Below are 26,319 nucleotides of genomic sequence, written 5' to 3'. Positions count from 1 at the left end.
GCGTTTCAATATCTCGTATTTTACGGTATCGAAATTTGGCTCAACATGGTTCTTTTTTCTGATTTCTGTTGAAATACGTGTTGTCTTGCAAGTTCTGTATTGTTTTCCTGAAATTTTCACTGCAGTAGAACCTAGAAAGGACGTTAAATATTCCTTTGTTTGCCATTAATATGTCACTGGTATATGCAGGATGACTGTGGTACCAGCAGTTGGGTTTTTGGTGATCTGTACACTTGCTTTCTTGCCCAACAGCTGCATGCGTTCACGACTGATGGTTCCAGAGAGTGAACGATGGGTAATTTCAGGAATGTCTGGATTTACTTTACCACTATCTTTAATCGTCACCTGTAGGATATCTTCAGATAACGTAAACTGGATGTCGATACTGCCATCGCCCGTTTCGAGGTTTATGCCATGCAGAATCGCATTTTCAACATAGGGTTGTATGAGCATTGGTGGCAGCATGACCGCGCTTAAATCTTGATCTTCAGGTTGTGTGATATGGTAATGAAAAGCATCTTCAAAACGCATTTGCTGCAAGATCAAATAGTTTTCTAAGGTTTCCAGTTCCTCATTTAATGGAACAAGGTTTTCACGGCTTAATTCGAGATTGCTGCGTAGTAGCCGACTGAAACGATTTAAATATTTGATGGCATTTTCTTTTTTATCCAGGCGCATGAAGCTCTGTACAGCGGAAAGGGTATTGAAAATAAAGTGCGGTTCCATCTGTGTGCGCAACAACTGCTGCTGCAACAAGATCTTTTCTTTCTCTTGTATGGAACGGCGCTGGCGAAAACTGTAATATAGGAAGAAAAGTATGATGATCAATAAAATAACCGCTAGCGAGGATATGATCAGCCCTAAACGATTTTGTTGTAGCTGGAGTTTATTGATCTTGATATTTTCGTTCAGTATTCGAATAGATTGATCCTTCGCCTGGAGTTGATATAGGGCATTCATTTCTGCGATCGCCTGTGTATTCTCCGATTGGTAAATACCCCTTTGTAATTGTACAAGATGATTCAATACGTCTATTGCGGCTTTATTTTTTCCTTGCAATCGATAGACGGCTGCTAGACTGTTTTGAAATGTAATTTCGTTGTTGGGAAAGATTAATTTTGGAAACTGCGCTTTAAGTTTGCTGGCTTTTTGGATGAATTTTTCTCCCAAGGCCGGCTTATTTAATGAAACATAGATTGCGGCAACATTACTGTAGTCTACGAATAGATTGTTCATCAATATAGAGGACGCTGTTTGTTGGTGCAAACGTTCATCTATCGCTATTTTTAGCAACTCATAATGTAAAATGGAGTCCGGTTTTTTAGCCGTTTCATAGTATTGGATCTTCGAGTCATATAGAAAACTAATGTTGTATTTGTCTGGATTTTTAGCATGTAATTCTTCGAGTTGATGAAGGAAGGGGGCAATATCTTCTGCAGGTCGTTGTAAAGTATTCAGCGTCTGTATCATTTGTACCAATACGCGTTGCCGGTTAATATGTCCTTCAGGCAGTGAATCAACTAGGGGTAATACCGATCGATTCATTTTTTCTGCAAGGTTATACTGGAAGGAGCTCAAGTTGTTTTGGGCAGCGGACAGTAATATCGCTGATTTCGCTTCGGTTGACAATCCTGATGCGGTATCCGACAAAACAATCGTGGCGGCTTTGTTGTAATAATAGCCCGCTTCGCGTTGTTTTGCTTCTATGCTGCGAATATTTCCTATGCCATTGTAAATAAGTGCTTTGTATTTAGCGTTTCCGGTGGTGGGTTCAATGAGTTCGAGCGCCTGTTGAACAAAAAAAAGAGCCGAGTCTTGACCGCTCATGGCGTAGAGTCGTGCCAGGCAATATTTTACACGGGTAGCGAGCATCGTGTCTTTTCTTACGGTGGCATGCTGGTCTAACTTTAACCAGGCATGTTTAATGGAATCTCCATTTGCTGCATTTAACTTTTGGTCTTCGAGCGTTTTAATCTCTGCGGCAATAGCATCATGATCGGGCGACAGTGCGTCATTCTTTCGAGCGCAAGCGATCGAAAACAAAGGCAGTAGCAGCCAAGGGAAAATGCGGTTCAGTATGCTCATTTTTCAGGGAAAAGCTGATTTAAGATCGAGTTTTTTCTGCGTGATGAAATTGGAATTTCCTCTTTGTTTTTTAAGACAATATACTCGGAACGATTGACACCAGAAATATGCGAACGATTGACAAGATACGATTGATGGGTGCGTAAAAAATAGGGCGGTGGCAATAATTCTTCATAATATTTGAGGGGTTTAGAAATTAACTCTTTGGTACCATCATTTAAAAAGAAAAAAGTATAGGGACCGTCTCCTTTGCAGTACACGATGTTGTGAACGGGGACGATACGTACATGGTGTATGGAAGACAAGGCGATGCTTTCGGGAAGTTCGCTGGCGTGTAAAGCTTCTTGCGCCATTGATAAACGCTGCATCCATTGGGGATTGTTTTCGCTTTTACGCCGATAACGTTCTAATGCTTCGTTTAATTCGGTTTGGTCGACCGGCTTTAAGAGATAATCCAAAGCACCATATTTGATGGCTTTAATTGCAAAATGATTGTAGGCCGTAATGAAAATAATATTCTGTGGAATAGCGATTAGCTTTTTTAGGATGTCAAATGCTGTACCATCACGGAGTTGAATATCCATGAGTATAACGTCTGGTTGTTTCTCTTCAATCAATTTTACAGCATTTGTCACCGTATCACTCCAGCCAACAAGTTCAACATCAGTTTCCTGTTGGATTAAATAGCTGATTTCTTTGCGTACCGCGGGTTCATCCTCGATAATGGCTATTCTGATCATTTATCAATACTTTATAGCCTATAAAAATAATAATTGTAAGTAAGGAAACTGAATCCATTTACAATTCGTTGCAATTATTTACAATCTGGATTTAAGATTCGAGTAGGGGTGAATTGGATTTGATCATTTAAAATTCCAAATAGCAGTTGAAATTTTTATCTTTAGTATGGTAAAAGCCGATAGGACTATGGAGAATCAAAAATCATTAAAATCAGTTTTTGCTGGTAGCCTTGGTATGATTACCTTGTTTGCAATTGTTGGACAGTTTATCTTAAGTGCTCATACCTCCAAGCTTGACAGGGTCGACTATATTATTCAGTTTTTTAGTTATTTTACGATTCTGAGTAATGTAATGGTTATGTTATGCTGTTTTTTTACTATTTGCTGGTCAAAAAGTCGAATGGGCCTATTTTTTACTAGACCCGAAACAATTACTGCCGTAACATTATATATTCTTATTGTCGGAATTATCTATAATACCATACTTCGCTTTCTGTCGCATCCGCAGGGTTTATCAATGGTGGTTGACGAATTATTGCATGTGCTCGCTCCTTTGAGTTTTTTCCTTTTTTGGTGGCGTTTTTTGGACAAGGGAACAATCCGGTGGAGTCATATTTTTTATTGGTTGATCTTCCCATTAGTCTATCTTTTTTATACGTTGTGGCATGGTTCGTTTTCTGGATTTTATCCCTATCCTTTTGTCAATGTTTCCGAATTGGGGATGGACAGGGTTATTTTGAACAGCTTTGGAGTAACGTTGGTTTTCATCGTCATTGGTGCATTGCTCATTGTATTGGGAAGGTGGCAAAACAAACAGCGTTCTCAGCGGATTAAAAAATAAGAAAACTCAAAGCTCTTCGATATTGTTATATCACAAAACAGCGTTTATTTTTTACTTTAATTGAATTGAAAATGGCTATACGATTTTTTATCTGTGTCTCTTTGGTATTATGTGGGATTTGTTGTTTTGGTCAAGTGGATGTTGATAAAATGAGAGCCGAGTACGCGACTGCTGTTCAAAACAAGAAGCTCTGTGAAACGAATCTGAAACTATTGGAAAAAGCTGCCAATTCCGCCACGGAAAAGGGGTATCTTGCTGCTTATGAGATATTATGGGCAAAACATATGGGCAATCCATTTACAAAATTGGGGCAATTCAAGAAAGGAAAAAAGCTCCTCGAAGAAATGATCATGAAATACCCAGACAATATCGATTTACGTTTTATTCGTTGGAGCGTGCAGACGCACGCACCATCTTTTTTAAGCTATGGTAAAGATAGATTGCGTGATAAAGACTTCTTGGTCAAAAATTTACATAAATTGCCCAATCCAAAGGGCCGAGAAGTAATATATACCTATCTGAAAGAAGCGAATGGTTATCTAAAAGGCGAGCATGTGTTTTCGCAGGCCGAATTGAATGAGCTCTCCAAGTAACGAGCTTGCCAAACAAGATTTGGCTATTCCACCAGTTTATTGATGCTGAATAAAAATCTTCGCATAGGCCAAGTTTTTTATGGACGGAAATTTTCATCTTTGTTAGATCAGTAGCAATTAAACTTTAAATGATGAAACAGATATTTATAAATCTCGCAGTAGCAGATGTGAATAAGTCAATGGATTTTTATACACAATTGGGCTTTACGAACAATCCTCAGTTTTCGGATAAGCAAGGTAAATGTATGGTTTGGAGTGAGCATATTTTTGTTATGCTTTTATCTCCGGATAAGTTTAAAACATTTACGGAGAAACCGCTTGCAGATACAAAAAAACAGATCGCAGGACTATTTTCACTTGCTGTCTCTGGTCTGGATCGTGTGAACGAAATTGTTGATAAAGGACTGAAAGCTGGTGGTATAGAACCCACGCCAATGAAAGACTATGGTTTTATGCAACAGCGAAGTATTGAAGATTTTGATGGGCATACCTGGGAGATATTTTACATGGATATGAGCAAATTTCCAACCGCATAAAAATCACAACGGAATAATCGGTGAAAGCAAGGTCCCTGCAGTAATGTAAGGGACTTTTTCTTTTGATTTTAACGTAGCGAAGCAAGTGTATGCCGACCATTGCCGCGGGCGATTTTTTATAGGAAGTACGAATATTAAATCATGGTAAGCGAATTATAGTTATGGCTTGTCAAAAACGGATGTGCACCCTACATTTGACGAAATGCTCGTTCGTGTTAGATAAGCGGATCAGTATTAGATCATAAAACTTGACATATGTTTAGAAATAGAAAGCTCAGCAAAAATCCGCTTCATTATGTTTATGCGATAATATGGATTCTTTTATTTGGTTCCATCGCTTATTACGTTTATTCAGGTGCCGCATTTAAACCGGAGAATGGTAAAATCCATTTGGTCGCCATACTTATTGCTTGGGTGGTGGAGTATTTGGGGCTTACAATTACGAGTTTACTATTCCTTCTGTATGGAATTTATCGGGCTATAATAACTGTTTTAGATGACGGGAAGAAGCGGTCATAAAAGGATAGCGTTTGGGCGTCTACCCAAAACGCTATCCTTTATTAGTTTTAGGTCGTATTATTCAATAGATCATAAAGACTTTTAATCAAGACTCGATGGGCTCCTGCTTGTTTCAAAACGGGTTTTTAAATGCTGTCTTCTTGAGCGGCGCAAACGTGATTTTTTTACAGGATAATGTCTCTTTTTCGTGATATTGTTAAAGATCAGAGCCACCAGGAATAAAATTATGCAACCCGATAGTACTGGACTTAATACATACCAATATCCCATCGATGAAATTTTTGTTCCGCTGCTGACGGCAATGAGTGCTGTTGCTCCACCAGGAGGGTGTAGCGTGCGTGTATGCTGCATACAAACAATGGACAAGGCCACGGCGAAGGGAGCGGTCAGCCAGATAATATCGGGAAGGAGCTGTGCAACGGTAACACCGGCGATTGCAGAAACAACATGCCCACCAATTAAGTTGCGGGGTTGGGCAAGTGGACTTTGTATGGCACCATAAACCAAAACCGAGGAAGCTCCGAAGGAGCCTATCAAAAAGATATTTTCCAGCGCAGGTAAATGAAGAGATTGGATATAAGCGATAATAAATATTCCTACAAAGGCGCCAATAAATGACCAAAAATGTTCCCAAGGATCGACTAACGTCTCTCTATAGATTACATATCTATAGATCCGTAATTGTCGGTGAAGATGCTGTTTCATTTTATTTGCAAATATATATAGACTAAGGGCTTTAAACTTTGCGCATTCTATCTCGATTTTTGAAGAATTTATAACATCCGATTTCTTATGTTGGATGTCACGATACTTTCGACAGTAAAGTCCATCGAAATGATGTCTAATGAATACCTCATATTTATAGACTCATGGTAGTTACAAAGCTTTTATTCCTTCTTCAGATCGAGAAATTTAATGGGCAAAAGTACATTAAAATAATAAAATCTATCTCCTGTAATTTAAAATCTCCCTCTGATACTGCTAGTTTTAACGTATACTCTTTTATGGCCACCAGCGCAACTTACAATTTTGTAAGTTGTTCCAGTCTCCAGAAAAACACATTAGTTTTGTTCAAAAAATATACTTTATGGAATTGAAAGATAATATTGTGGGTTTTCACCACCTGTCGATTAAGGCTCAGGATTTTGATAAGACAATTGGATTTTATGAAAATCTCGGTTTTATTATTGTGCATGAATGGTCATTACCCGAGTTTAATTTAGAACGTTGTGCTATGCTTTTTAATGCCTCTATTGGCTATTATTTGGAAATTTGTGATAAGAATGCTGCTATTCCAACGCAGGGAAGAAGGCGTATAGAAGGGGAGGAATATGTCGAGAATGCGCTACTTCATCTGTGTTTTACGGTAGAAGACGCCGAAGATGCCCGAATACAGGCTATCGCCCATGGTGCTCAAGATTTGAGTGATGGAGTATTTCAACTCATACTCAGTCAAGGTAAAAAAGATGTTTTTGTACGAAATAGCCTCGTTTACAGTCCGAATGGGGAAGTGATTGAGTTTTTGGAGCGTGTTGATTTTAGTTAAGGTTAGTCGTTGTTAAACCCAGAAAGCGCCGCCAATAGGGGTTTTAGTTTACGACTTTTATCGGTCAGCGAATAGATTGATGCTGTTTTACTTCGGTCTTTTTGAATGAGTCCGTCCAGCTGTAATTCTTTCAATTGTTTTGCAAGTGTACGATCGCTGACTTGGGGCAGGAGAATTTTGAATTCCGAGTAGGTCGTATCCTGCTCCAGGAGTTTGAATAGAATCGAAAGCTTCCATCGGCCACTGAATAATGCCAGCGTCTTGGAGGCGTTACAGAACTGTTGTAATGCTTTTTCATTGATTGCATTCGTCGAATTTTCTTTGCGGTCTTTCATAGCAGCTAATATCGATCATTTCTTCTATTATTATCTAGTCGTGTGTCTGATATAAGAATCCATTTGAATAAGTTTAAAAATAAGGATAATACGCTATGCTATGGTTTGAAGTTGAATTGCTTTCTTCTTTTGGCTTTTTGACGGTTTCTTCTTTCTTCTTTTGTTCAACCATATCCATATCCCTGTGATGGGGAGAGAAGCGGCCAGTGTAACGGCTAAGAATACAATAATTTTAGAAGGTAATCCAAATATCGACCCCATATGAATAGATTTCATCATACGTTGAGCCTGTTGCGCCAAAGGTAATTTTTCTAAAGGGTTATTTTTAAGTAGTTGTCCGGATTTGCTGTCAAAGAAAACCTGGTTGATCTGTAAAGTTGCATTTGAAAAATTTTCCTTAGTTAGTGCAAAAGCTAAGTCCTTCTTTTCGGGAAACGTGATAATTATATTTCCAGAGCTGGGATATAGGCTGTTTAGCTGCTGATAGATCGTATCCAGCACGAGGTAGTCTGAAAAAGCCTGATTGTTGATGTTGCTGATCTTCTCTTTTGTTGATTTTTGGGTTGAACCCAATACTTTATAGAATTGTTTATTGTACCAATCGAAACTCCAGGTCAATCCCGTCAAGGTAAAAATAATTAAAAACAAAGATGCGTAAAAACCGCCCACTGCGTGAAAATCCCAGATTTTTCTTTTGAGAGAGGCTGCCATTTTCATCGTTACACGTTGTTTGAGCATGGATTTATTTTTTGGCCACCAAAGGTAAATACCACTTAGGGCAAGAAAGAAAGCCGCTAGAGCTGAGATTCCAGTTAGGGTACTTCCGATTTTTTCGACGAGAAGAAAACGATGGATATCCAAAGTCTTTTGAAAAAAACGGTCACTCTGCCGACCTTTGGATAATAGTGCTCCTGTATAAGGATTTATATATGCATACCAGTATCCGGTCTTTTTTTGTCCATACTGAATACGGAAACTACGGGAAGGATCTGCTGGAATTTCGATGCGAAACAACTTCTTGTCCGGAAATATAGCTTCGGCTTTTTGGGAAATATGTGCAAGGGAAAGACGATTGCTTTGTACAGTTACCTGCTGTTCTTTCGGCCATAAAAGTGGGGTAAGCTCTTTTTCAAAGCTCAATAACATCCCTGTCACGCAAACGGTAAAAAAGATTATACCAAATAATAAGCCCAAATAAAGATGCAATTTTCTAAGTATATTTTTTAGGCTTTTTTGTTTAGCTCTTTTATTTGTCATAGATGCGCTGTCAATCGGATGAACAGCGCAAAAATACAGTATTATCAGTAATTATTCTAAATAAACGTAAAGTTTAATCGTACCGTTAATCGTCCCAATCCTCATTATCGTCGTAATACTCTTCTGGTCTTCTGTCAAGAGGTACATCTTTGACCACACGAATCGCAGCATTTCCTAAGTTGACATTCACGAGAAAAGAAGGCACATTCACAGAAAAGTTCCATCGGCCATTGGTCATATAAACATATCCGCCCCGATAAGGATCATAGAATGTTTTGTAATCGCTAAAGTACACATGATGTCTCATGTCGTAGTGATGTGCGCTAGCCCATCTGGGACGCCCATGATCATGTTCGTATGCATGTTTCCAGTATTTGCGATCTTGCTTATCGCGTTCGCGCACATATTTGTCGTACTCTTTTTCCCGTTTTCGAATGTATTTTTCCCGGTCCTTGTTGCCATGCCAGCCATGGTCACCATGTCCTCTGTGTTGTGCTTGTGTTAAAGCTGGCGTCGCCAGAACTAGGCTTAGACAGCCCACCGCAATTGAAATTAGCTTTTTCATTATTCCCAAATTTTCATAGTTATTTTCTAGAATACAAAATCCTTGCCAATTGATCAATGGTTATGTCTGATCTAATTGGTGTTGTCTGCCAGAGCTGCTTGGACTTCTTCTCAAAAGATACTGATTAGCGGGATAAGGCCTGAAATGGCGATAAATTAGATAAAAGCCGTATCTAATCAAGTTGAATATACATGTGATAATATTCGCCCCCTACTAAAGGAGTTTTTTTGCCGAGTTTGAAACCAATCCTTTCATAGAGTTTTTGTGCATTGGGATTCTCTAGGTCGACGAGCAGGCCAACTTTCTTAAAACCATTTTGCTTGGCATGTGTAATCGCATAATTTAAAAGTTCTGTTCCGATACCTTTGCCGCGTGCAATGGGAGCAACCGCAATTGAATCGATATAAAATTCGTCGCCAATTGTTTCGGCTTCTGGAATCAAATTATTATTGTACAGTTCCTTCATATGATCCAAAATAGGCTGTCTTAATTCAATAAACCGATCACCATCGTAACCGGTTAATGAGCCTAAAATATGTCCATTGTGGTCAATTGCGACAAACGTATGCTCATAACTATAGAGATTACCTTTTTGCTTGAAGAGCTGCGTTAAGAAATTTACAGCCTCGCTTCGATCTTCTTTTTTGATAAAGCGAAATATAATGTCTTCCATTGCCTGGAGCATAATTTCAGGGACATGATGTGCGTCACTTTCCTGGGCACTTCTAATGTTATGATGTATATCCATTTTTTTGAAGAATAAAAGCGAAGTTAGCAAACTTAAATGATTTTCGTCAAAGGGCTTTTGATCGTATTTTTTTTCGAAGAAATTTTACTATAACGAGCGATATCTCGCTGAAGAGGGGATAAAGTCGAGCGTTTATTGAATGTAATATGAAATGGCTCAATGTATCGATCCTGACGAAAACGGATAACAGTTAATTAAATACTTCTTGTGAAAAAAATATATTGTCCACGTTGGATCGAATAGTTGATCAATGTATTTGAATATTGATCGGCTTATATTCATAAGACATTTCTTGTTATTTTTGAATCGTGTTGTTGTCAGTTATACGGCTTTCGGCAGCTTTTTTTGGATTAAAAACAAATTATAATGATTTTAAGAGCGACAGTTTCTGCTTTTTTGGTTTCTATCATCAGCCTAATTGCGACCTTACTTGTACAGAATGCAGATCTAAATATGGTTTATGCCGCATTTTGCTGTTCGCCTTATTTTATTGTTATCGCTTTGGTTTATTTCCATTTTAATTTCTTTCGGAAGAAGTTAAAGGTCTTAGAGAAACCAAAATTCGCTTTTGAACTTGGCTACGGTTTTCTTTTTTATTGCTTATTTTCTTTATTGCTTCCGGTACTTCTTTTTTTATCAACCTTGGGTGATGAATACGAGCATCGGCTTTATGCAGATCTAGGGGGAGTGATTAAGGAAATGTTTCCCTTGATTTTAACACTCAGTATTTTCCTGACATTCTTTAGTAGCGTGATTATCACATGGGCAATAAAATCCTGGAAATATTTGGTTCCGACTTTGCTTGGATATCTTATTTTACTACCGATTATATTCGCGTTCTCAACGACAATACGTGAGTTTAATGACCTCAGGGAAGAACGCCTAACACAAGAAGATAATATCAGAGAAGGGCGCTATAAATGGTTCTGTGCGATGAGTAATCCAGCAGCTTATCCCGTCCAGTTATATAGTGGCCGTTTTATTTTTCCGAAAGATGAAGATTATGAATTTACATTTAGTGAAGGCAATATCGTAAATTATAACGCCGTGTGGGGACAAGCTGGAGGCGGTACATATGAGCAGGTGATGTCATTGCCTAAGGCATTAGACATTACTTGGTATTCCTTTGCTGAAGATGTTTTTTATCGCATGAACGGTCCGATTGATTATAGTAAATTGCGGAGGTTGTTCAGTACACCATACCAAGAAAAAGGAGCGATCAAAACTAATGATGAACATTATAATAAGATTATTTTGGGTTTTGCTCCTGGCGGTGTACTTGTGGTATGGGCCAGTGGGACAGGACGTCGTCAGGTCGAAATTGGTCGTTATCAAGCCGAAAAAGTAGTGATCCATGCTACGGATACATCCAAAGATAATGGAGCTTACGGTAATGTCTTTAATCAGGAATGGCGCGATCAAGTATTGTCCGATACATCGATTATTCCTTCGGATGTTCAACAAGCCATTGCAAATAAACCTATTCCCTATGGCTACTGGGATAAATTACGGCAACGTTATCCTGTACAGCCTAAATTTGTATTGTCTTCTGACATAAAAGCATTTGATGCGGACTTTGAATTTTATAATTCCGAACGTTTTGTCTTTGATGAGCGCCTTCGGGATATGGACATGGCATCTCGAGGTATTCCCAAAGATGTGTACATCAAATGGTATGATCAGCATAATAACCGATGTGCTGCGCGGTTTTTGTTTGATGAAACTGAGACATTTAAGAATTTCGCTTCATTTTTTAATGACAAAAAGGACGTTGGGGCTATGCTGGAGTTCAGTGTTGACACAAAGACTAACATAGCAACAGCGACATTAAGAACTGATAGTGAAAGTAAGCTGCTTTTGAAAACTGAGGTAATCGACTATGGGGAGCATTTCTAAAATTTGGAAGTGAATCTAAAGATCTTTTTTCATGGTATAATTTGGTATTTCGACTTCAGTTCTTATTTGTATCTGCTCAGCGATAACTTTAAATCCATTTGCCTCAAAAAAGGGTTTCGCGGTTTTACTTACATCAGCAGTCACCAAAGTTCTTTCTTGTCTTCTTGCTTCATCTTCCAATGTAGTATAAAGTTTTTGAGCAATCCCTTGGCGTTGAAAATCTTTATGGACATACATGACATCGACATAGTTTCCATGGTTGAGGGAAGCGAACCCAACCATTTTCTGATTTAGCATAGCTACAATAAAATACTGATCTTCGATTAGCCGATGCCAACGGCCATGATTATTGACGGACGATACCCATGCTGCAATTTGCTCGTTATTATAATCATCTGCGCATACAGTCGCAATAGTTTCAGAAAATAGGTTTAACATTTCTTGCAGATCTCGCAATACTCCTTTTCGGAGAGTCAATCCCATTGTTTTTGTTTGGATTTTGTTCATCTTTTGTGAAAAGTGTTGAATAAAAGGCTTGATATGCCAAACCTAATGGGTTGCAGTGGTATCAAAAGAAGGCGAAATTTTAATGAAAACGTGTAATTGTGTTAAAGTTATAAATATTATATTTATAACCGCAAGTCGGCGATCCGATTTACGAACAATAAGTCAGTATTAACCATTTTCTCGGAGGATTTTGCGTATTAATTTCACAGAATTGTTGAAATTAATTTATCGGTTATGCCAATAGGCAGACAGAACGTTGAAATTGACCTTTTTCAAGCATGAAGACCATATTTTATTTTTTTGTATTCGTTTCTTTGGTATTGTCAAGCAACTTTAATCATGTATGTGGGCAATCTGTAGTGGAAATAGCTGCAATTGAAAACCCTGTTGTCCAACTGGAAGCTGCTCTTCAGTTGCCTATTAGGTTTGATGGTGATACGATAAAATTGAAAAATGCCTTGGCGCCATTTTTGGAATTGGCAGACAAAAAAAGAAGTGTTGCTTTAAAATGGGCTTATTATATGCGTATGGCTGACGGTTTCTCAATTGCGTTTGATCGCATAAATTCATCATCTGAGCGCTATTATCGTTTGGCTGAGCAGTTGCTCCGTGTACATCCGGATCCTGAATTAGAAATGTTGGGTTGTGCCCGTGAAGGATATTACAACTTTATCTATAGACGGGTAAAGGAAGCATTTCCGTTCTTTTTACGAGCGAATGATTTAAAATCTAAAGTTACTGTCAAAAAAATCCCTTTGGTAGTCAAGCATTACCAATTTATGGCGAGTTTCTACAGCTACATTGGTGAACAGGCAAATGCTGTTGTTTATTTAAAGGAAGCGCTACCTTTTACAAAGTCTGCTTCACGGGAGCGTATCGATCTGATCAATTCCATTGCGGTATATCTGGCAAAGGACTCGCTCGATCACCAAGCTTTTACCTATTTGAATCACGCAATGGGTGAGGCTAAATTGGCGAAAGATTCGGTTTGGATTGGTATCATTTCGGGTAATCTAGCAGATCATGCATGGCGAAAAGGTGAAAAGGAAAAAGCTATTGCGTTAGTTAAGAAAAATATTGAGCTTTCTATGCGTTATAATGAGCGGAAAGATGCGATGCGTGCAAATCTCAATTTAGCAAATTGGTATATCGAACGAAAAGAGTGGAAATTGGCCGAGCAATATGTGATGACCTGTGAGCGTTTGATGGAAGATAAGCCCTATTTTTTAAAATATAAAGTAGAATTAGCAAAATCCAAGTCTAACATCATGCGGGGGTTAGGACGTGGAGGGGAGGAGCTTAAGCAATTGCATTTGTATCTGATGTTGAAAGATTCGTTGGAAAAAAGGATGAATGATAAAGAGATACAGAAAATGCTGTGGCAAAGGGAGTCTGAAAAATACAATCGGACTATACAGGCTACTGAAGAAAAACGGATTCGGACAAAACGGATGTATCAGTTTATAGGCATTGTTCTTATCTTGATTTTTGCCATAATTGTGTTGTTGGTCAATAAGTCGAAAATTAAAATTCAGATGCGGAATACTTTACTAGAAAAAGACCAACTTGCGCTTGCCTATGAAAAACAATTGCTAGATCAGGAGCTAATGATTTTACGAAACTCTTTGACTGAATTTACAGCCACCATCCGCCAGAATGATGTCGTTATCCAGCAACTTAGGCAGGAGGTGGCGACGATTTCCGAATCTGATCCGGCGTACATCACGCAGGTTACGGATAATTTGAATGCGCTTTTGCAGCAACACATTATGACAGATGAGCGGTGGCAAAAATTCAAACATGTTTTTAACAAAGTGTATCCAGCTTATCTGACACAAATGCGGCAAACTTATCCAAAGGTTACCGAGAATGATCTTAAGATATTAGCGCTGCTCAAATTGGATTTAAGTAATGCGAGTATGAGTGAATTGCTGTGTGTTTCGGTGGAAGCCGTTCGTAAGGCAAAACAACGGTTGAAGAAAAAATTAGAGCAAACCGAAAAGTAATGGAGATTCACATTTGATCCATGTCTTGAATAAAGATGATCTCGTATTTGGAGGCTATTTAAATCAAATAGATTAATCAAGTAGAGTTTACCCGATTAATCTATTTGCTAAGAGCGACGAAGCGCTATCGAAATCTATTTCGCATTTTTTGCAGTGACGTTAAGTTCAATGTCAACGTTTTGTGCGATCATCCAATCTTGAGGGTTACCTTCTGTACCGTATGTAAGACCCCAATCTTGTCTTTGGATCGTAAATTTAGAGTAGAATGTTACTTCATCACCATTGAAAGTGATTTTTGCAGGGAAAGTTACATTCACCGTTTTATCTTTGATGGTTAAGTTACCACTAACTGTATTTGTCGCATCAGCAACAACACTTTTTCCTTGCGCTGCATCGAATGGGCCAACTTTGGTGATTTCGAATTTTGCAGTTGGATATTTTGCTACGTCAAAGAAATCAGCACTTTTTAAATGTGCATCCAAATCTGATGATTTTTTACCACCAGATGTTGCAGGATCTACAGAAGCTGTATCTGTCAGAATAGAATTGACATCAATAGTGAAAGTACCACCAGTAACTGTATTATTTTCAGCTGAAAGTGTTCCTTCGCTTTTCAAAACACCATATCTTGGGTTTAAACCGCCTTTATGGTAACCAGTCCATTTTAATGAGCTTTTATCTGCTTCAACAGTGTAAGTCTGTCCTTTTTGTTCAGTTACTTCCTGAGCAGTTGTTGTTGTTGCTTTGTCGCCATTTGTATTTTGACAAGAAGCTAACAACAGGATAAGGGCTAAACCCGAGATTAATTGCTTTTTCATTTTTAATCGTTTTATTTTTTATATGTTTTTTACACTTTATATTTTTTGCCGCATCAACTGTGCCAATTTGCAGCTCCTGATGTTGTCGATACAAAGGTAGATGATAGATAGTTTATTTTTGGTATCAGTTTCCTTAAAGAAACTACTTTCCAAAAAGATAGTGGTCTGTAACTTTATAAATGCGTATTTTTGTAAGAATAAAGAAATCATGTCAGTGGCACCAAGCTTTGCTTGTGTGTTCATTTATCGTTGATCGCATAGGGGATAAGGAAGCCAGTGAGGGTAGAGCGTACATGAATAAAAAAATAATGTAATGAAAAAGGAAGCAACTTTAACGTCGTCAGGTGCATGCAAAACACGTGTGTTGGCCATTAACGATACCATGGAGATTTTGGCCGGAAAATGGAAATTTCATATTATAGGTACCTTATTGTTGGTTGAGAAATTACGTTTTATGGAACTGCTGCGCGAAGTTGAGGGGATAGGTGCGAAGATGTTGTCTAAAGAACTGCAGGATTTAGAAATGAACCAGCTGATCAGAAGAACAGTATTAAATACCAAACCTCTGACGGTGGAGTATGAATTGACCGAATGCGGAAAAACTTTGGGCCCAATCATCGATGAGATTACTAAATGGGGTATAACTTACCGAAGTAAGCTTTATACCAAGAATGGGGAACTGGAAGCAACGACCTAGTATGTAAACACGCCTTTACTTTTAGTGATAAGAGGGAGGATGCCTGTAAAGAACCTGATACGTTGGTAGCAAATCCCTTTGATTATAGGTTATGAAAACGATAATAATTGTAAGTTTGTTCTAGAAATTACAGTCTAACCTACTAAAAAGAAGACAGGATGCGGTTACAACACTTACTTTATTTGTCTCTTGGAGTTTTGAGTATCAGCAGTTGCGGAGTTACCAAAAACGCCCGACACCAAGAGATTCCCTTTGATGAAGGTATCAAAAAAATTAACCATGTGGTTGTTATTTATATGGAAAACCATAGTTTTGACAATCTTTATGGCGAATTCAAGGGAGCCAATGGCATAGCGAATGTCAGAAAGGGTGATTTTTTACAGGTAGACGAGAATGGTAAAGCCTACCAATACCTCCCCGAAATTCCACGTAACAATTCCTTTCCAACCAATCTACCCAATCAATTTTTTAATATAGACCAATATGTACCTTCGGATAAGGCGACGCCCGATGTTACACATCGGTTTTATCATAATCAATTGCAGATCAATGGTGGAAAGATGGATAAATTTGCACTCTATAATGATTCCAAAGGTTTAGCGATGGGCTATTACAATACAGAGAAGCTACCTTTGTATCCGTTTGCCAAAGCCTATACATTATGTGATAATTTCTTTCAGAGTGTATTCGGCGGATCCTATTTAAATCATATTTATATGATTTCCGCAGCTATTCCTGTTTGGCCTGATGCACCAAGCTCAATGGTTGCTAAACTCGATGCAAATGGAAAGATGATTAAAGATGGTGTAGTTACGCCAGATGGTTATGCAATCAATCATGTGCTTTCTCGCAACAAACCTTATCCCGCGAAATCTGATACTTCCAAATTATTACCTTCTCAGACTATGCCGACCATTGGCGATCGCTTGACAGCGAAAAATGTAAGTTGGGCTTGGTATTCAGAAGGCTGGGATGACGCTGTTGCCGGACGTAAAAATAATTTTGCCTACAATCATGAGCCTTTTTTATATTTTGCTAATTATGAGGATGGTAAGGAAGGACGACAACACATGAAGGATCAAAACGATTTTATCAAGGCCGCAAAAGAAGGAACGCTTCCTAGTGTATCTTTTGTTAAACCAGGTGGTGGCAATGATGAGCATCCTGGAAGTTCGGCAGTCTATTCATCAGAGCAACTTGCTGTTAATTTGATCAATGCTGTATTGGAGGGACCGAATGCAAAAGATGCGTTGGTGATTTTGACCTACGATGAATTTGGTGGCTTTTTTGACCATGTTAACCCACCCGTCGTTGACCGCTGGGGACCTGGTAGCCGAATCCCGGCAATTGTCATTGGACCATTTGCTAAGCGTGGTGTAGTGGATCATACGCCGTATGAGACAGTGAGCATCCTTTCATTTATAGAAAAACGCTGGGGAATAGAGCCTCTTGCTGAAAGGGATAAAAAAGCAAATCCCTTTAGAAATGCGCTCGTTTTCAAATAGTCGGTTTTTATATCGAGAGATAGGAAATTGAACTATGTGTAAAAAGGTTGTCGTTTTTATCTTATTGGTTGCAATAGTATTTACCCTCGGATTTACTACAGGGCAGCCTGTTTATACAAAACAAAAAGAAGGCAATGCCCGAGAGCATCTGATTCAGAAAGAAGTACTGGGTCAGATGCTTTCTTTTAAGACATATATCAAGGATACGCTGCTGGCCGAAGTACAGAAAGGTATGGTGGATACGCTACGTCTCAGAAGAGCCTTTTTGACGACAAGGCTACTTTTTAAAAAATTTGAATGGGCTTCGGAGTATTTTACTGCAGATCTATCCAGAAGGTTAAATGGACCTCCGGTGGAGGAAGTTGAAAATGCGGATTTGTTGGATCCCTCTTTGGCTAGAGGGGTGGAGCCTATTGGATTGCAGGTGATTGAAGAGCTTATCTATCCCACTTACGATAATAGCAATAGGCAAAAGCTAATTCGTGAAATCGAACATTTGATAACCAATACGGATTATTTGATTTCCTATTTTGAAGATCATCAATTGGAGGATTGGCGCATTTTGGATGCTTCGAAACTTGAAGTATTTCGGATTATATCTTTGGGGATTACCGGATTTGATAATGCACTTTCTCGAAATAGTATGATCGAGTCTTCTATGGCGTTAGGCAGCCTACAGCAAATTCTTTTGCAATATGAAGGTAGAAAAGAAACGCTACCATTGATGCTTAAAGGGGCGATCAAATATTTGCAACAACACGCGGAATTTGAATCGTTCGATAGAGCGCAATTCATTACCCAATTTGCCAACAACATCAGTACAGGGATAGCACAGTTGGAACGTAATCTGCCTGGCCCTAAAATCAGATACAATCGAATGCTTCGGCAAGACGTCAATACGATGTTTGATCTGAATGCATTTAATGTAGATGCCTTTAGCCCGGGACCAAAATTTCACTTCAGCAATGAAAAGGCCGTACTGGGAGAGAAATTATTTTATGATGTTGCTTTGTCAGGAACACATACCAGAAGTTGCGCTTCATGCCATCATCCGGACCTCGCATTTACAGATGGGTTGAACTTGCAAGTGGACATTCATGGTTCGGGACGTTTGCTCAAACGTAATACGCCTACTTTGCTCAATGCGGCCTTACAGTCCAACTACTTCTATGATATGCGTTCGTTGACGCTGGAAGATCAGATATACGATGTCATTGGTAATAAGCAGGAAATGGACGGCTCGGTAACTGATATCGTTCAATATGTCTCTTCGGATAAAATCTATCGATCATTATTTAATAAAGCATTCAATACAGCGGATGGCCCAATCTCAGCAGAGCAGGTAAGCAATGCAATTGCTTCCTATATTCGTGGCCTGACCAAAATCAATAGCCGATTTGATGATTATATGCGTGGGGATAAGAACGCATTGTCCAAATCGGAAGTGGATGGGTTTAATTTATTTATGGGCAAGGGAAAATGTGCGACCTGTCATTTCCTGCCTTTATTCAACGGTGTTACACCGCCCAAATTTATTCAGAGCGAAGTCGAAGTCCTAGGAGTTCCAAAATCCATGAAAGATTCTGTGCTGGATTCGGATTTAGGCTACTATGATATCATTGGTGTTGATTCTTATAAATATGCTTTTAAAATACCTTCTGTCCGGAATGTAAGGAAAACGGCTCCCTATATGCACAATGGGATCTATCGGACGTTGGATGAGGTCATGGAATTTTATAATAATGGGGGTGGGGCAGGATTGGGGATCAAATTATCCAATCAGACATTGTCAGATGAAAATTTGCATTTGAGTGAGAAGGAAATGAAAGATATTATTGCGTTTATGGAAAGTCTCGAAAGCCAATAAAATGACTACGATTCAATATACGCATTCAAGATGGAAAAGCTATTATTTTTACCCTATCTTGGTTTGCCGGGATTGATCAACAGTCAAGTTAGTTAGCCTTACTGACTATAATACATGGAGTAACCAGTCGTTCCGTCGAGCCATTGCACAAGTTCTTTATGACTATAATGAAAACCGGCTCTTTGGATAGCGGCTTTCGAAATCATATTTATTTCACGATGGCTTATCGTCAGTTTTCTTAATTGATTCTCGGTGGCCCACGCCATTCTTATTTTATACAAAAGACTCGATAGGCCTAATTTTCTGTATAGCGGCTGTATGAAGGACTGACCAAAGTAGGCCTCTTCTTTATTCAACAGCAGCATGCTGGTTATCCCAATCATTTTTTCATTTTCGAAAAGACCAAAAACAATGCGTGGGTATCTTATGCGTTCTGCCCAATCCAAGTCAGATAGTTCTATTTCAGGAGGAGTGCTCCGTCTAAAAAGTGTAGGTTCGGTTTGAATTGACTCGATACGCATCGCTTTGTAAAGTGGAGATTCGTTCTCTGCAAGCTGACGGATATGGAATGAACCTGATTGAAATGCTAAAACGGGCTCTGACATAACGTAATTAATGCTGTCTTAATGATTATTTCTAATACTAGTACGCGAAAGTATGTATTATTATTTATACTTCAAATGTGGTATAGCATTCCTTCTCAATTGCTGATTCCCGATGATTATGGCGCGACAACTACGACGATAATGCCTGCAATTGAGCAAGCCGCAATTGTATTAAAGCAACACATGATCCTATTCGTTTCAATGTGGCCTTATGCGCAATTAGGACATCAAAATATAAGTTTCACGAGTAGCATTTCCGTATTGGTGCTAAAATATGTAAAAGTGCTGAATTATAAGATTAGAACTACAGTAGTTCGGCTATTCTATTTTCTAAGTCTTCTAAATCAAAAGGCTTGGCGAGATAGCTGTCTGCTCCGGCTTGCTGGGCTAGTGTTTCGATATCGGTATTAGCGGATAGATAGATGACAGGGATATTGCAATATAGGGGATGATTTTTGAGCAACCGTGTGGCTTCTACACCGCCTATTTTGGGTATCCAGTTGTCCATCAAAATTAAATCAGGATGTACCTCTTCTACTTTTTCGATAATATCATGAGACGTTTCAGAGACCGCCATATTATAGCCATTTGTTTCGAGGATTATAGTACATATTTCAAGGACATGTTTATCATCGTCCAACATAAGTATTGTTTTGTTTGACATGTTGCAGCTTTAAAAAAGGTGGAGCTAAATTAAATAAAAAGCTATTGCGAGAATAAGGTTAAAATACCGATTCTAATAAGTATAAACCCGTATTTTCGATATATAAAGATGAAAAAGGGAGTTAATTTGCTGGGTTAGTCTAATTTTGAACTTTCAAAAATAGTATTATCTTTATTTTTTAATTAATATCCAATGTTGTCCTGAATTCTAATGAAAAAATACATTTTTATTCCCAATTGGCATTTCATATTGCCGCTATTATTTATCATGGCAGGAAATTGCCTGTTCGCTTTTGAGAAATCGAAACAAGCGTATTTTCAATTGAAAGTATATCATTATGAGAACGATGAGCAGGAGAAAGTCATCGATCAGTATCTTGAATCGGCGTATTTGCCGGCATTGCATAAATTGGGATTTAAAGAAATCGGCGTATTTAAGCCCTTAGAAAATGCAGTTGGCCAAGATCGGTTGGTTTATGTGTTCATCAGTGCTGCAGACTTCAGTTTGCTGGTTAATTTGGATCAGCGGCTTGCCAAAGATCAAAAATACCTGGAGGCTGGAAAGGTTTATATTGAGGCAGGTTATAGTAATCCTCCTTTCAAAAGGTTGGAGACAATATGGATGAAAGCATTTGAAGGAATGCCCAAATCGGCGCTTCCTAAATTATCTGCTGAAAAAAATAAACGCATTTATGAACTACGCAGTTATGAGGCGGCAACCGAGCAGCTTTCTGCAAATAAGATAGCGATGTTTAACAATGGAGAAATCGATATTTTCAAAAAACTGAATTTTAATGCTGTTTTTTATGGACAGGTGATTGCCGGTAGCACGATGCCCAACCTAATGTATCTGACAGCATTTGAAAGCATGGAGGATCGGAATATACATTGGAAAGATTTTGGGCCTTTATACAAACCAATGCAGGATTTACCGCAATATCAGAATAACGTTTCCAAGAGTATAAAAGTATTGTTATATCCCACTGCATATTCTGATATTTAGTGGTTGACCTTGTTTATCTTCTCCTAACAAACAAATTGAATTTTTTGCACCAGTCAAAAAAGCTGGCTAAAGCCTGTTTGTCCAATTTTTCAAAACTGTAAATCTTATGGGGATAGGGTAGGGCATTCGTATAAATGCCGGTATTTGCTAATATTAGCATCGGATTGCTGTTATTAATTTTGTCAAAATATTTGCCTAGGATGGTGTAGTGTGTTTTAAATAAGGATTCAACAGTTTCGTTATTAGGGACTAATGAAATGGTGTAATCGTAGTCATCATGTTGCATTTTTTCACAGTCGCATATCCTGTTTTTTCCTAAAGCAACTTCATTTCCACTGTCCCAAAGAAAATTTGCGACTTCAAAAAACAAATCGTTTTTGATATGCCCGACGGGCTCAGCGATAAAATATCTCATTCCTTTTCTCTTTTATTTGTGGTGTTCTTCTTGATATTTAATGGACTACAATCTCCTTTCTGTCGGATTTAGATAATCATTAAAGACGCTGTTCGAGTTGTCGCTAACGACGGGCTGAACCAAGCTTTCTAACACAAAGAAATACCAATTCGCTCTAGTTTAAAAGAGATAAAAAGTGGTAAATATTGGACTATTCAAGGTTTCTATTTCGAAAGGTAAGAGCTGTCATACCGGTTACTTTTGAAAATAGACGTGAAAAATATGGATAGTCATCATAACCTAGCTCTACTGCAATTTCTTTTACAGATTTATTTGAATGGTAGAGCAAACGTTTTGCTTCTAATACAATACGTTGCTGAATATGATAAGTAACGGGTTTTCCGGTTGTTTTTTTGAGACATTCATTGAGATAGGCCGTTGATATTTTCATTTTCTCTGCATATGCTCTAGGCTGTTTAATGTCAATAAAATCTTTATCTAACAGTGAACTGAACTGTTTGCTGATCAGTTCGAATCTAGACTGTGCATCACTTTTAGTTGATTGGATTAAATACTGCGAGATAATAAGTGCCGCGATGGTATTGCAGCTATCTTTCATTAGTGCAGTATATAGTTTTTCATGTCTTCTTTCGTTGATTTTTAAACAGGTGTCTACAGTCTGGGATAAGACCGCCATTGTATCCTGATCGATTTCGATGGGAGCAATCGTCGTAATATCTTTTAACGCGTTTACGTAGTCTGAGTTTAGGTTTTCTACACTGATCATTAAGACACTAAAAGCGCTGTAATCCATAGCTAAACCCCGATGTACTTGGTAAGGCTGGATGATCATTACGGCGGAGGAGCCTAATTGATAGCGCTGAAAATCTACCTCAAATATTCCATTTCCCTCTTCAAGAATAAAAAACAAGTAGAAATCATCACGATGTGCCTGACTTATCTTAGCTAACTCTAAATTTCTGACAGCATTCCTTTTTATAGCCATTCCCGAATTAAACTCATTAGGAAATGAATTTAATGGGATGGTATTATTTTTTTTTGAGGCTGACGGATTCACGCTCAAATTTAAACATTTGTCAAGATACTAATGATGTTTTTTCTATATCCGGGGTCTTTTTCTCGAAGTTCGAGAATATTGTGTTTTAAATCGATGTTGACATACCATTCCGCGTAATGATGTTTTTCATTTCCGTCGTCAAAGAAAACTTTAGCTTTAATATATTCTTCATCAAAATATTCCGGGTGCCCACTGACGATAAAGGCGGTCGATCCAATATTATCGTGCATTTTAAAGGATGTACCATCAATTTTAAAGAGGCTATTTAAGGCTTTGGTAAAATTGTCACTTAATTTGCCAATCGAATAGAAATTGATCCCTTCGCGATAAAACCTTTGTTTATCGACTTCGGTATCGACAATGCCCAATTTCATGTCGGGACGAAAGGCGATTGCCAAACCAACTATCTCTCTACCCCAAAGCCCCTTAGCTTGGACAATATGATGTTCGTCGTCATCTTTCCAGTATTTTGTGACGGTCAGCTGTAAATCTACAAAATCATCGTCTTCACTAACGTCAATCTGTCTCAAATTACTTTGTCCTTTCAAGAAATTCAAAAAGCGCATAATTATCCTGTTAATTTGGTGTTAAGCTCCATGGCGTAGTTATGATACCAGAAGATATACGATAAGTATCATTTGCGCTGGAAGCCTTTGGCTATTGAATTAAATATACTATTTTTTTAATAAAAAAATAGACTGGAATTAGCTTAATCGCTTAAAAAATGATTTATTTACAAAGGAAGTTTCTTCGCTGTTTTTTCTGATGCGATCTCTTTGGAGATACGTTCATTGATATTGATTTTTGCATGAATAAAAGTGAAGATTACTGTGCCATATTCCCTGGCGTAGCTATTTGTAATGGAGTCGGCCAATATTGATTTGCCGAAGAAAGGACTTGTTATTGCTAGTTCTCTTTCTCGTTCCCAGCGATCTTTAATTCGAATAACATTGCGGTATGGTTTATTCAAATCAAACCAATTGATGTAGTCAGCATTGAATGAAACAGCCTTAATTCCGCGTTTGGAATAGTAGTTTATGGCGCCGGCCTGCCCATAATTGTCGCAAAGTACCAGCGTATTTTCCGATCTAGGTATTTGGTCATAGAGGCTATCGACTTTGCGTGCAAGTTCCTGCCATCCCAACATATCCGCAAAATCTTGCGGGAGTGGATGCTCTTTGCCGTCTTCCCATGTTAACATACCATATTTCCTGTATTTATCAGGATGGTTCACAAAATATGCCGGATTTCTATTGGGAAATGCAATATTATAGACCGGAAGAAATAGGATCGCAGTTAAAGCGATCAAAATAGGCTTTAAAATCTGACCAGCTTTATTTTCCAAAAGTGATGAAATATAAACTGCGCCAAATGCAAAATATATAGGGTAAAGACCTATAGCATAATAGTCTTTCGCTCTTAAAAATAAGAAGATTCCGAGGGTGACAAAGAACGAATAGAAGAATAGGCGATATGCTTTAAATACAGGATATTTCAGCAGTGCATATAATCCAAAAATGAGGACGGGAAAGGTTCCGAAAAAAAACAAAAATTGAGAACGTATGAAGCTCCATCGGTTAACATGGACAAGTTGCGTATCTTGAAGTTCTTTGAAATGAACAAATACAGGAAAGTTATTTTTGTATTGCCATATTAGATTGGGAAGGATAATTAGTATGGCGATGAGTATTCCGTAATATAGCCTTTTTTCTGTAAATATTTTTCGCTCCGGAACCAATGCGACTGCGGGGATCAAGCCCAAGATGAGAAATACGATGTTATATTTATTTAGAAATCCAAGCGCAAAAACAATAGCCATATAAAATAACCACTTGGATTGTCTGTTGTTTAAGTATTTTATTATACAGTAATATATGGAGGTCCAACATAAGACATCAAATGAATTAGGTTGATATAAACCATTCAAACGGAATAGTACAGAAAACATAATACAACAGCTTCCGAAGAGCTGTGCAAATAGATTTCCTTTCAGCGATTCTATTGTTTTCCAAACGATAAGAATCGTTAAGGCTCCGAAAAGTGCAGGGAAAAACTTGATCCAAAAGACAGAATTGCCCAGTATTTTGATGAGATAGGAAATCCACGATGTTAATGGTGGTACGGAAAGGTAGCCCCAAGCTAAATGGTTTGCTTGATCTATATGTAAGAATTCATCGCGCTGCAATTCGTAGGTTGGGCTAATCAACTGGTATTGCATGATGAATTTAAAAATGATTAGGCTTATTAGGATAATTCGGTTTTTGAGTGCCATCTGAATCTGTGTTTATGGATGTCCTCCACCAATTTACGATTAAAATAGATTCTAAACTTTGTTTTTTAATAGAATCGATTGTTTCAGCTAATTTGGGCAGACAGCTAGCCCACTGTTTTGTCTAAATAAAGGAAATCATCACAAAATTTTTTGAAAACGTAGGACCAAGAATCCCCAAGAAAGCAAACGATAGATCGGCATAAAATGTTATTTTCGTGTAAACCAACAAAACATGAGTATAGCATTAATACTGAATAGGGCCAGGGCCGAGGAGTGGAAGGTCGAAATCAATAAATATTTACCTGAAATAAAGGTGGAGATCTTTCCTGAGATTGAAAATTATGATGCAGTCGAATTTGCGCTTTGTTGGAAACCTGAAGCAGATTATCACACTCATTTTCCAAACTTAAAAGTTATCCAGTCTGGGGGCGCCGGAATAGACCACCTTTTTCCCAAGAGTATTTCATCCCATCTCCGCATTTGTAGGATTATCGATCCCATGTTGAAAAGCGATATGTTTGAACATGTTTTGACTTGCTTGATGCATTCGATGAAGAAGTTTTCGGCTTATATAAACGAAAAAGAAAAGAAACATTGGCAGCCCTTGCTATACAAATCAATTGGTGAAACCAGGGTTACTATCTTAGGATTAGGCGAAATTGGTGGTTATGTGGCTGAAAGGTTGGTCCAATTGGGATTCAACGTAAATGGGTGGGCTAATTCACCTAAAAATCTTAAGGGAGTGAATTCGTTTACTGGAATGAAAAGACTTCGTTCTGCCCTTGAAGACACGGATTTTATGGTTAATATCCTACCATTGACCGATGCAACAAAGGGAATTCTAAGTTGTGATTTGTTCAATTTGTGCCCAAAAGAAACTGTACTCGTGAACGTTGGTCGAGGGGAACATCTCGTGGAAAGTGATTTGTTGGATGCAATTGATGGAAAGAAAATTGCCGAAGCATATCTGGATGTATTTCATCAAGAACCATTACCGCAAGATCATCCCTTTTGGGATTGCCCATCCATTGTGATAACCCCGCATGTTGCGAGTAGGACAAATATTGGCTCTTCCGTCTTACAAGTGGTGGATAACTATCGAAGAATGGTTGACGGGCGACCTTTGCTCAATGAGGTTTCTTTACAAAAAGGTTATTAGCAATTTAAGATGTACGTGGGTTTGCGGCATAATGCATTGATTGGTATTTTATCGGATAAGTTTGCAAAGTTGGTTTGCTGTAAA

At 38.3% G+C, this 26,319-nt stretch carries 27 protein-coding genes; 12 read left to right on the top strand and 15 right to left on the bottom strand.

Features of this window, described 5'->3' with window-relative positions; all coding sequences use genetic code 11:
- Positions 1–165: 165 nt before the first annotated feature.
- Together AAH582_RS18960 and AAH582_RS18955 are read right to left on the bottom strand one after the other, a co-directional pair.
- A complete protein-coding gene (locus AAH582_RS18960) occupies positions 166–2,085 on the bottom strand; it encodes a sensor histidine kinase (RefSeq protein ID WP_343319651.1) in 1,920 nt (639 codons plus the stop codon).
- Positions 2,082–2,825: a LytR/AlgR family response regulator transcription factor gene (locus AAH582_RS18955; RefSeq protein ID WP_343319648.1), complete on the bottom strand. Its 744-nt coding sequence runs from the start codon at positions 2,823–2,825 to the stop codon at positions 2,082–2,084. Before AAH582_RS18955 ends, AAH582_RS18960 begins: the two co-directional genes overlap by 4 nt.
- Positions 2,826–3,012: 187 nt before the next feature.
- Between AAH582_RS18955 and AAH582_RS18950 the strand changes: the two genes are divergently transcribed.
- The 4 genes from AAH582_RS18950 to AAH582_RS18935 all read left to right on the top strand — a co-directional run bounded on the left by AAH582_RS18950 (position 3,013) and on the right by AAH582_RS18935 (position 5,314).
- A complete protein-coding gene (locus tag AAH582_RS18950) occupies positions 3,013–3,666 on the top strand; it encodes a Pr6Pr family membrane protein (protein WP_343319645.1) in 654 nt (217 codons plus the stop codon).
- A 71-nt stretch (positions 3,667–3,737) separates the two neighbouring features.
- Entirely contained in the window at positions 3,738–4,259 is a 522-nt protein-coding gene (locus AAH582_RS18945) for a hypothetical protein (protein WP_046675058.1), read from the top strand.
- A 128-nt stretch (positions 4,260–4,387) separates the two neighbouring features.
- A complete protein-coding gene (locus AAH582_RS18940) occupies positions 4,388–4,795 on the top strand; it encodes a VOC family protein (protein ID WP_343319642.1) in 408 nt (135 codons plus the stop codon).
- A 255-nt stretch (positions 4,796–5,050) separates the two neighbouring features.
- Positions 5,051–5,314, top strand: a complete 264-nt coding sequence (locus tag AAH582_RS18935; RefSeq protein WP_046675060.1) for a hypothetical protein — start codon at positions 5,051–5,053, stop codon at positions 5,312–5,314.
- Between the two features lie 81 nt (positions 5,315–5,395).
- Here AAH582_RS18935 and AAH582_RS18930 read toward each other — a convergent pair whose 3' ends face one another.
- The gene (locus AAH582_RS18930) at positions 5,396–6,019 is read right to left on the bottom strand and encodes an HPP family protein (RefSeq protein ID WP_343319637.1); all 624 of its coding nucleotides are present in this window, start codon (positions 6,017–6,019) and stop codon (positions 5,396–5,398) included.
- Between the two features lie 382 nt (positions 6,020–6,401).
- Between AAH582_RS18930 and AAH582_RS18925 the strand changes: the two genes are divergently transcribed.
- Positions 6,402–6,860 carry a VOC family protein gene (locus AAH582_RS18925; protein ID WP_201638853.1) on the top strand — a complete coding sequence of 153 codons (459 nt, stop codon included), beginning with the start codon at positions 6,402–6,404 and terminating at the stop codon, positions 6,858–6,860.
- Between the two features lie 2 nt (positions 6,861–6,862).
- Here AAH582_RS18925 and AAH582_RS18920 read toward each other — a convergent pair whose 3' ends face one another.
- The 4 genes from AAH582_RS18920 to AAH582_RS18905 all read right to left on the bottom strand — a co-directional run bounded on the left by AAH582_RS18920 (position 6,863) and on the right by AAH582_RS18905 (position 9,765).
- Positions 6,863–7,195, bottom strand: coding sequence for a winged helix-turn-helix transcriptional regulator (locus AAH582_RS18920; protein ID WP_343319631.1), 333 nt, complete (start codon positions 7,193–7,195; stop codon positions 6,863–6,865).
- Between the two features lie 93 nt (positions 7,196–7,288).
- A complete protein-coding gene (locus AAH582_RS18915) occupies positions 7,289–8,452 on the bottom strand; it encodes a PepSY-associated TM helix domain-containing protein (protein ID WP_343319628.1) in 1,164 nt (387 codons plus the stop codon).
- 85 nt (positions 8,453–8,537) lie between these two features.
- Positions 8,538–9,017, bottom strand: coding sequence for a hypothetical protein (locus tag AAH582_RS18910; protein ID WP_046675066.1), 480 nt, complete (start codon positions 9,015–9,017; stop codon positions 8,538–8,540).
- A gap of 172 nt (positions 9,018–9,189) precedes the next feature.
- A complete protein-coding gene (locus AAH582_RS18905) occupies positions 9,190–9,765 on the bottom strand; it encodes a GNAT family N-acetyltransferase (RefSeq protein ID WP_197084085.1) in 576 nt (191 codons plus the stop codon).
- A gap of 366 nt (positions 9,766–10,131) precedes the next feature.
- On the opposite strand from AAH582_RS18905, the gene AAH582_RS18900 reads away from it, so the two are divergent.
- On the top strand, positions 10,132–11,661 hold the full coding sequence (locus AAH582_RS18900; RefSeq protein WP_343319623.1) for a DUF2931 family protein: 1,530 nt from the start codon (positions 10,132–10,134) through the stop codon (positions 11,659–11,661).
- A gap of 15 nt (positions 11,662–11,676) precedes the next feature.
- Here AAH582_RS18900 and AAH582_RS18895 read toward each other — a convergent pair whose 3' ends face one another.
- Complete coding sequence (locus AAH582_RS18895; RefSeq protein WP_343319620.1) at positions 11,677–12,168, bottom strand: GNAT family N-acetyltransferase; 492 nt, start codon at positions 12,166–12,168, stop codon at positions 11,677–11,679.
- Positions 12,169–12,446: 278 nt separating this feature from the next.
- On the opposite strand from AAH582_RS18895, the gene AAH582_RS18890 reads away from it, so the two are divergent.
- Positions 12,447–14,174, top strand: a complete 1,728-nt coding sequence (locus AAH582_RS18890; protein ID WP_343319617.1) for a tetratricopeptide repeat protein — start codon at positions 12,447–12,449, stop codon at positions 14,172–14,174.
- A gap of 134 nt (positions 14,175–14,308) precedes the next feature.
- On the opposite strand, the gene AAH582_RS18885 is transcribed toward AAH582_RS18890, so the two are convergent.
- Positions 14,309–14,992 (bottom strand): YceI family protein, encoded by a 684-nt coding sequence (locus AAH582_RS18885; RefSeq protein WP_046675071.1) that lies wholly within the window; start codon positions 14,990–14,992, stop codon positions 14,309–14,311.
- A 313-nt stretch (positions 14,993–15,305) separates the two neighbouring features.
- Here AAH582_RS18885 and AAH582_RS18880 point away from each other — a divergent pair, with 313 nt between their 5' ends.
- From AAH582_RS18880 to AAH582_RS18870, 3 genes are all read left to right on the top strand, one after another.
- A complete protein-coding gene (locus AAH582_RS18880) occupies positions 15,306–15,689 on the top strand; it encodes a winged helix-turn-helix transcriptional regulator (RefSeq protein ID WP_046675072.1) in 384 nt (127 codons plus the stop codon).
- Between the two features lie 158 nt (positions 15,690–15,847).
- Positions 15,848–17,194 (top strand): acid phosphatase, encoded by a 1,347-nt coding sequence (acpA, locus tag AAH582_RS18875; RefSeq protein ID WP_343319614.1) that lies wholly within the window; start codon positions 15,848–15,850, stop codon positions 17,192–17,194.
- Positions 17,195–17,228: 34 nt separating this feature from the next.
- Entirely contained in the window at positions 17,229–19,061 is a 1,833-nt protein-coding gene (locus AAH582_RS18870; RefSeq protein WP_343319612.1) for a cytochrome-c peroxidase, read from the top strand.
- Between the two features lie 98 nt (positions 19,062–19,159).
- Here the strand turns inward: AAH582_RS18870 and AAH582_RS18865 are convergent, their stop codons facing one another.
- The gene (locus AAH582_RS18865; RefSeq protein ID WP_343319609.1) at positions 19,160–19,666 is read right to left on the bottom strand and encodes a GNAT family N-acetyltransferase; all 507 of its coding nucleotides are present in this window, start codon (positions 19,664–19,666) and stop codon (positions 19,160–19,162) included.
- 304 nt (positions 19,667–19,970) lie between these two features.
- Positions 19,971–20,330, bottom strand: coding sequence for a response regulator (locus tag AAH582_RS18860; RefSeq protein ID WP_046675074.1), 360 nt, complete (start codon positions 20,328–20,330; stop codon positions 19,971–19,973).
- A gap of 210 nt (positions 20,331–20,540) precedes the next feature.
- On the opposite strand from AAH582_RS18860, the gene AAH582_RS18855 reads away from it, so the two are divergent.
- Entirely contained in the window at positions 20,541–21,332 is a 792-nt protein-coding gene (locus AAH582_RS18855) for an NIPSNAP family protein (RefSeq protein ID WP_343319605.1), read from the top strand.
- 13 nt (positions 21,333–21,345) lie between these two features.
- Here the strand turns inward: AAH582_RS18855 and AAH582_RS18850 are convergent, their stop codons facing one another.
- The 4 genes from AAH582_RS18850 to AAH582_RS18835 form a co-directional block, all read right to left on the bottom strand.
- The gene (locus AAH582_RS18850) at positions 21,346–21,747 is read right to left on the bottom strand and encodes a hypothetical protein (protein ID WP_112375845.1); all 402 of its coding nucleotides are present in this window, start codon (positions 21,745–21,747) and stop codon (positions 21,346–21,348) included.
- A gap of 190 nt (positions 21,748–21,937) precedes the next feature.
- On the bottom strand, positions 21,938–22,732 hold the full coding sequence (locus tag AAH582_RS18845) for a helix-turn-helix domain-containing protein (protein ID WP_343319602.1): 795 nt from the start codon (positions 22,730–22,732) through the stop codon (positions 21,938–21,940).
- Positions 22,733–22,812: 80 nt separating this feature from the next.
- A complete protein-coding gene (locus AAH582_RS18840; protein WP_046675076.1) occupies positions 22,813–23,370 on the bottom strand; it encodes a hypothetical protein in 558 nt (185 codons plus the stop codon).
- Between the two features lie 167 nt (positions 23,371–23,537).
- Positions 23,538–25,076: an ArnT family glycosyltransferase gene (locus tag AAH582_RS18835; protein ID WP_343319599.1), complete on the bottom strand. Its 1,539-nt coding sequence runs from the start codon at positions 25,074–25,076 to the stop codon at positions 23,538–23,540.
- Positions 25,077–25,308: 232 nt separating this feature from the next.
- Between AAH582_RS18835 and AAH582_RS18830 the strand changes: the two genes are divergently transcribed.
- Positions 25,309–26,235: a 2-hydroxyacid dehydrogenase gene (locus tag AAH582_RS18830; protein ID WP_343319597.1), complete on the top strand. Its 927-nt coding sequence runs from the start codon at positions 25,309–25,311 to the stop codon at positions 26,233–26,235.
- The last annotated feature ends 84 nt before the right edge of the window (positions 26,236–26,319 follow it).

Origin of the sequence: Sphingobacterium multivorum, assembly GCF_039511225.1 — a bacterium.
Classification (GTDB): domain Bacteria; phylum Bacteroidota; class Bacteroidia; order Sphingobacteriales; family Sphingobacteriaceae; genus Sphingobacterium.
This window is presented reverse-complemented; position numbering and strand designations above follow the sequence as displayed.

Bases quoted from the DNA above. Each gene is read 5' to 3' on its own strand.
- AAH582_RS18960 (WP_343319651.1), bottom strand. From the start codon at position 2,085: ATGAGCATACTGAACCGCATTTTCCCTTGGCTGCTACTGCCTTTGTTT.
- AAH582_RS18955 (WP_343319648.1), bottom strand. From the start codon at position 2,825: ATGATCAGAATAGCCATTATCGAGGATGAACCCGCGGTACGCAAAGAA.
- AAH582_RS18950 (WP_343319645.1), top strand. From the start codon at position 3,013: ATGGAGAATCAAAAATCATTAAAATCAGTTTTTGCTGGTAGCCTTGGT.
- AAH582_RS18945 (WP_046675058.1), top strand. From the start codon at position 3,738: ATGGCTATACGATTTTTTATCTGTGTCTCTTTGGTATTATGTGGGATT.
- AAH582_RS18940 (WP_343319642.1), top strand. From the start codon at position 4,388: ATGATGAAACAGATATTTATAAATCTCGCAGTAGCAGATGTGAATAAG.
- AAH582_RS18935 (WP_046675060.1), top strand. From the start codon at position 5,051: ATGTTTAGAAATAGAAAGCTCAGCAAAAATCCGCTTCATTATGTTTAT.
- AAH582_RS18930 (WP_343319637.1), bottom strand. From the start codon at position 6,019: ATGAAACAGCATCTTCACCGACAATTACGGATCTATAGATATGTAATC.
- AAH582_RS18925 (WP_201638853.1), top strand. From the start codon at position 6,402: ATGGAATTGAAAGATAATATTGTGGGTTTTCACCACCTGTCGATTAAG.
- AAH582_RS18920 (WP_343319631.1), bottom strand. From the start codon at position 7,195: ATGAAAGACCGCAAAGAAAATTCGACGAATGCAATCAATGAAAAAGCA.
- AAH582_RS18915 (WP_343319628.1), bottom strand. From the start codon at position 8,452: ATGACAAATAAAAGAGCTAAACAAAAAAGCCTAAAAAATATACTTAGA.
- AAH582_RS18910 (WP_046675066.1), bottom strand. From the start codon at position 9,017: ATGAAAAAGCTAATTTCAATTGCGGTGGGCTGTCTAAGCCTAGTTCTG.
- AAH582_RS18905 (WP_197084085.1), bottom strand. From the start codon at position 9,765: ATGGATATACATCATAACATTAGAAGTGCCCAGGAAAGTGACGCACAT.
- AAH582_RS18900 (WP_343319623.1), top strand. From the start codon at position 10,132: ATGATTTTAAGAGCGACAGTTTCTGCTTTTTTGGTTTCTATCATCAGC.
- AAH582_RS18895 (WP_343319620.1), bottom strand. From the start codon at position 12,168: ATGAACAAAATCCAAACAAAAACAATGGGATTGACTCTCCGAAAAGGA.
- AAH582_RS18890 (WP_343319617.1), top strand. From the start codon at position 12,447: ATGAAGACCATATTTTATTTTTTTGTATTCGTTTCTTTGGTATTGTCA.
- AAH582_RS18885 (WP_046675071.1), bottom strand. From the start codon at position 14,992: ATGAAAAAGCAATTAATCTCGGGTTTAGCCCTTATCCTGTTGTTAGCT.
- AAH582_RS18880 (WP_046675072.1), top strand. From the start codon at position 15,306: ATGAAAAAGGAAGCAACTTTAACGTCGTCAGGTGCATGCAAAACACGT.
- acpA (WP_343319614.1), top strand. From the start codon at position 15,848: ATGCGGTTACAACACTTACTTTATTTGTCTCTTGGAGTTTTGAGTATC.
- AAH582_RS18870 (WP_343319612.1), top strand. From the start codon at position 17,229: ATGTGTAAAAAGGTTGTCGTTTTTATCTTATTGGTTGCAATAGTATTT.
- AAH582_RS18865 (WP_343319609.1), bottom strand. From the start codon at position 19,666: ATGTCAGAGCCCGTTTTAGCATTTCAATCAGGTTCATTCCATATCCGT.
- AAH582_RS18860 (WP_046675074.1), bottom strand. From the start codon at position 20,330: ATGTCAAACAAAACAATACTTATGTTGGACGATGATAAACATGTCCTT.
- AAH582_RS18855 (WP_343319605.1), top strand. From the start codon at position 20,541: ATGAAAAAATACATTTTTATTCCCAATTGGCATTTCATATTGCCGCTA.
- AAH582_RS18850 (WP_112375845.1), bottom strand. From the start codon at position 21,747: ATGAGATATTTTATCGCTGAGCCCGTCGGGCATATCAAAAACGATTTG.
- AAH582_RS18845 (WP_343319602.1), bottom strand. From the start codon at position 22,732: ATGGCTATAAAAAGGAATGCTGTCAGAAATTTAGAGTTAGCTAAGATA.
- AAH582_RS18840 (WP_046675076.1), bottom strand. From the start codon at position 23,370: ATGCGCTTTTTGAATTTCTTGAAAGGACAAAGTAATTTGAGACAGATT.
- AAH582_RS18835 (WP_343319599.1), bottom strand. From the start codon at position 25,076: ATGGCACTCAAAAACCGAATTATCCTAATAAGCCTAATCATTTTTAAA.
- AAH582_RS18830 (WP_343319597.1), top strand. From the start codon at position 25,309: ATGAGTATAGCATTAATACTGAATAGGGCCAGGGCCGAGGAGTGGAAG.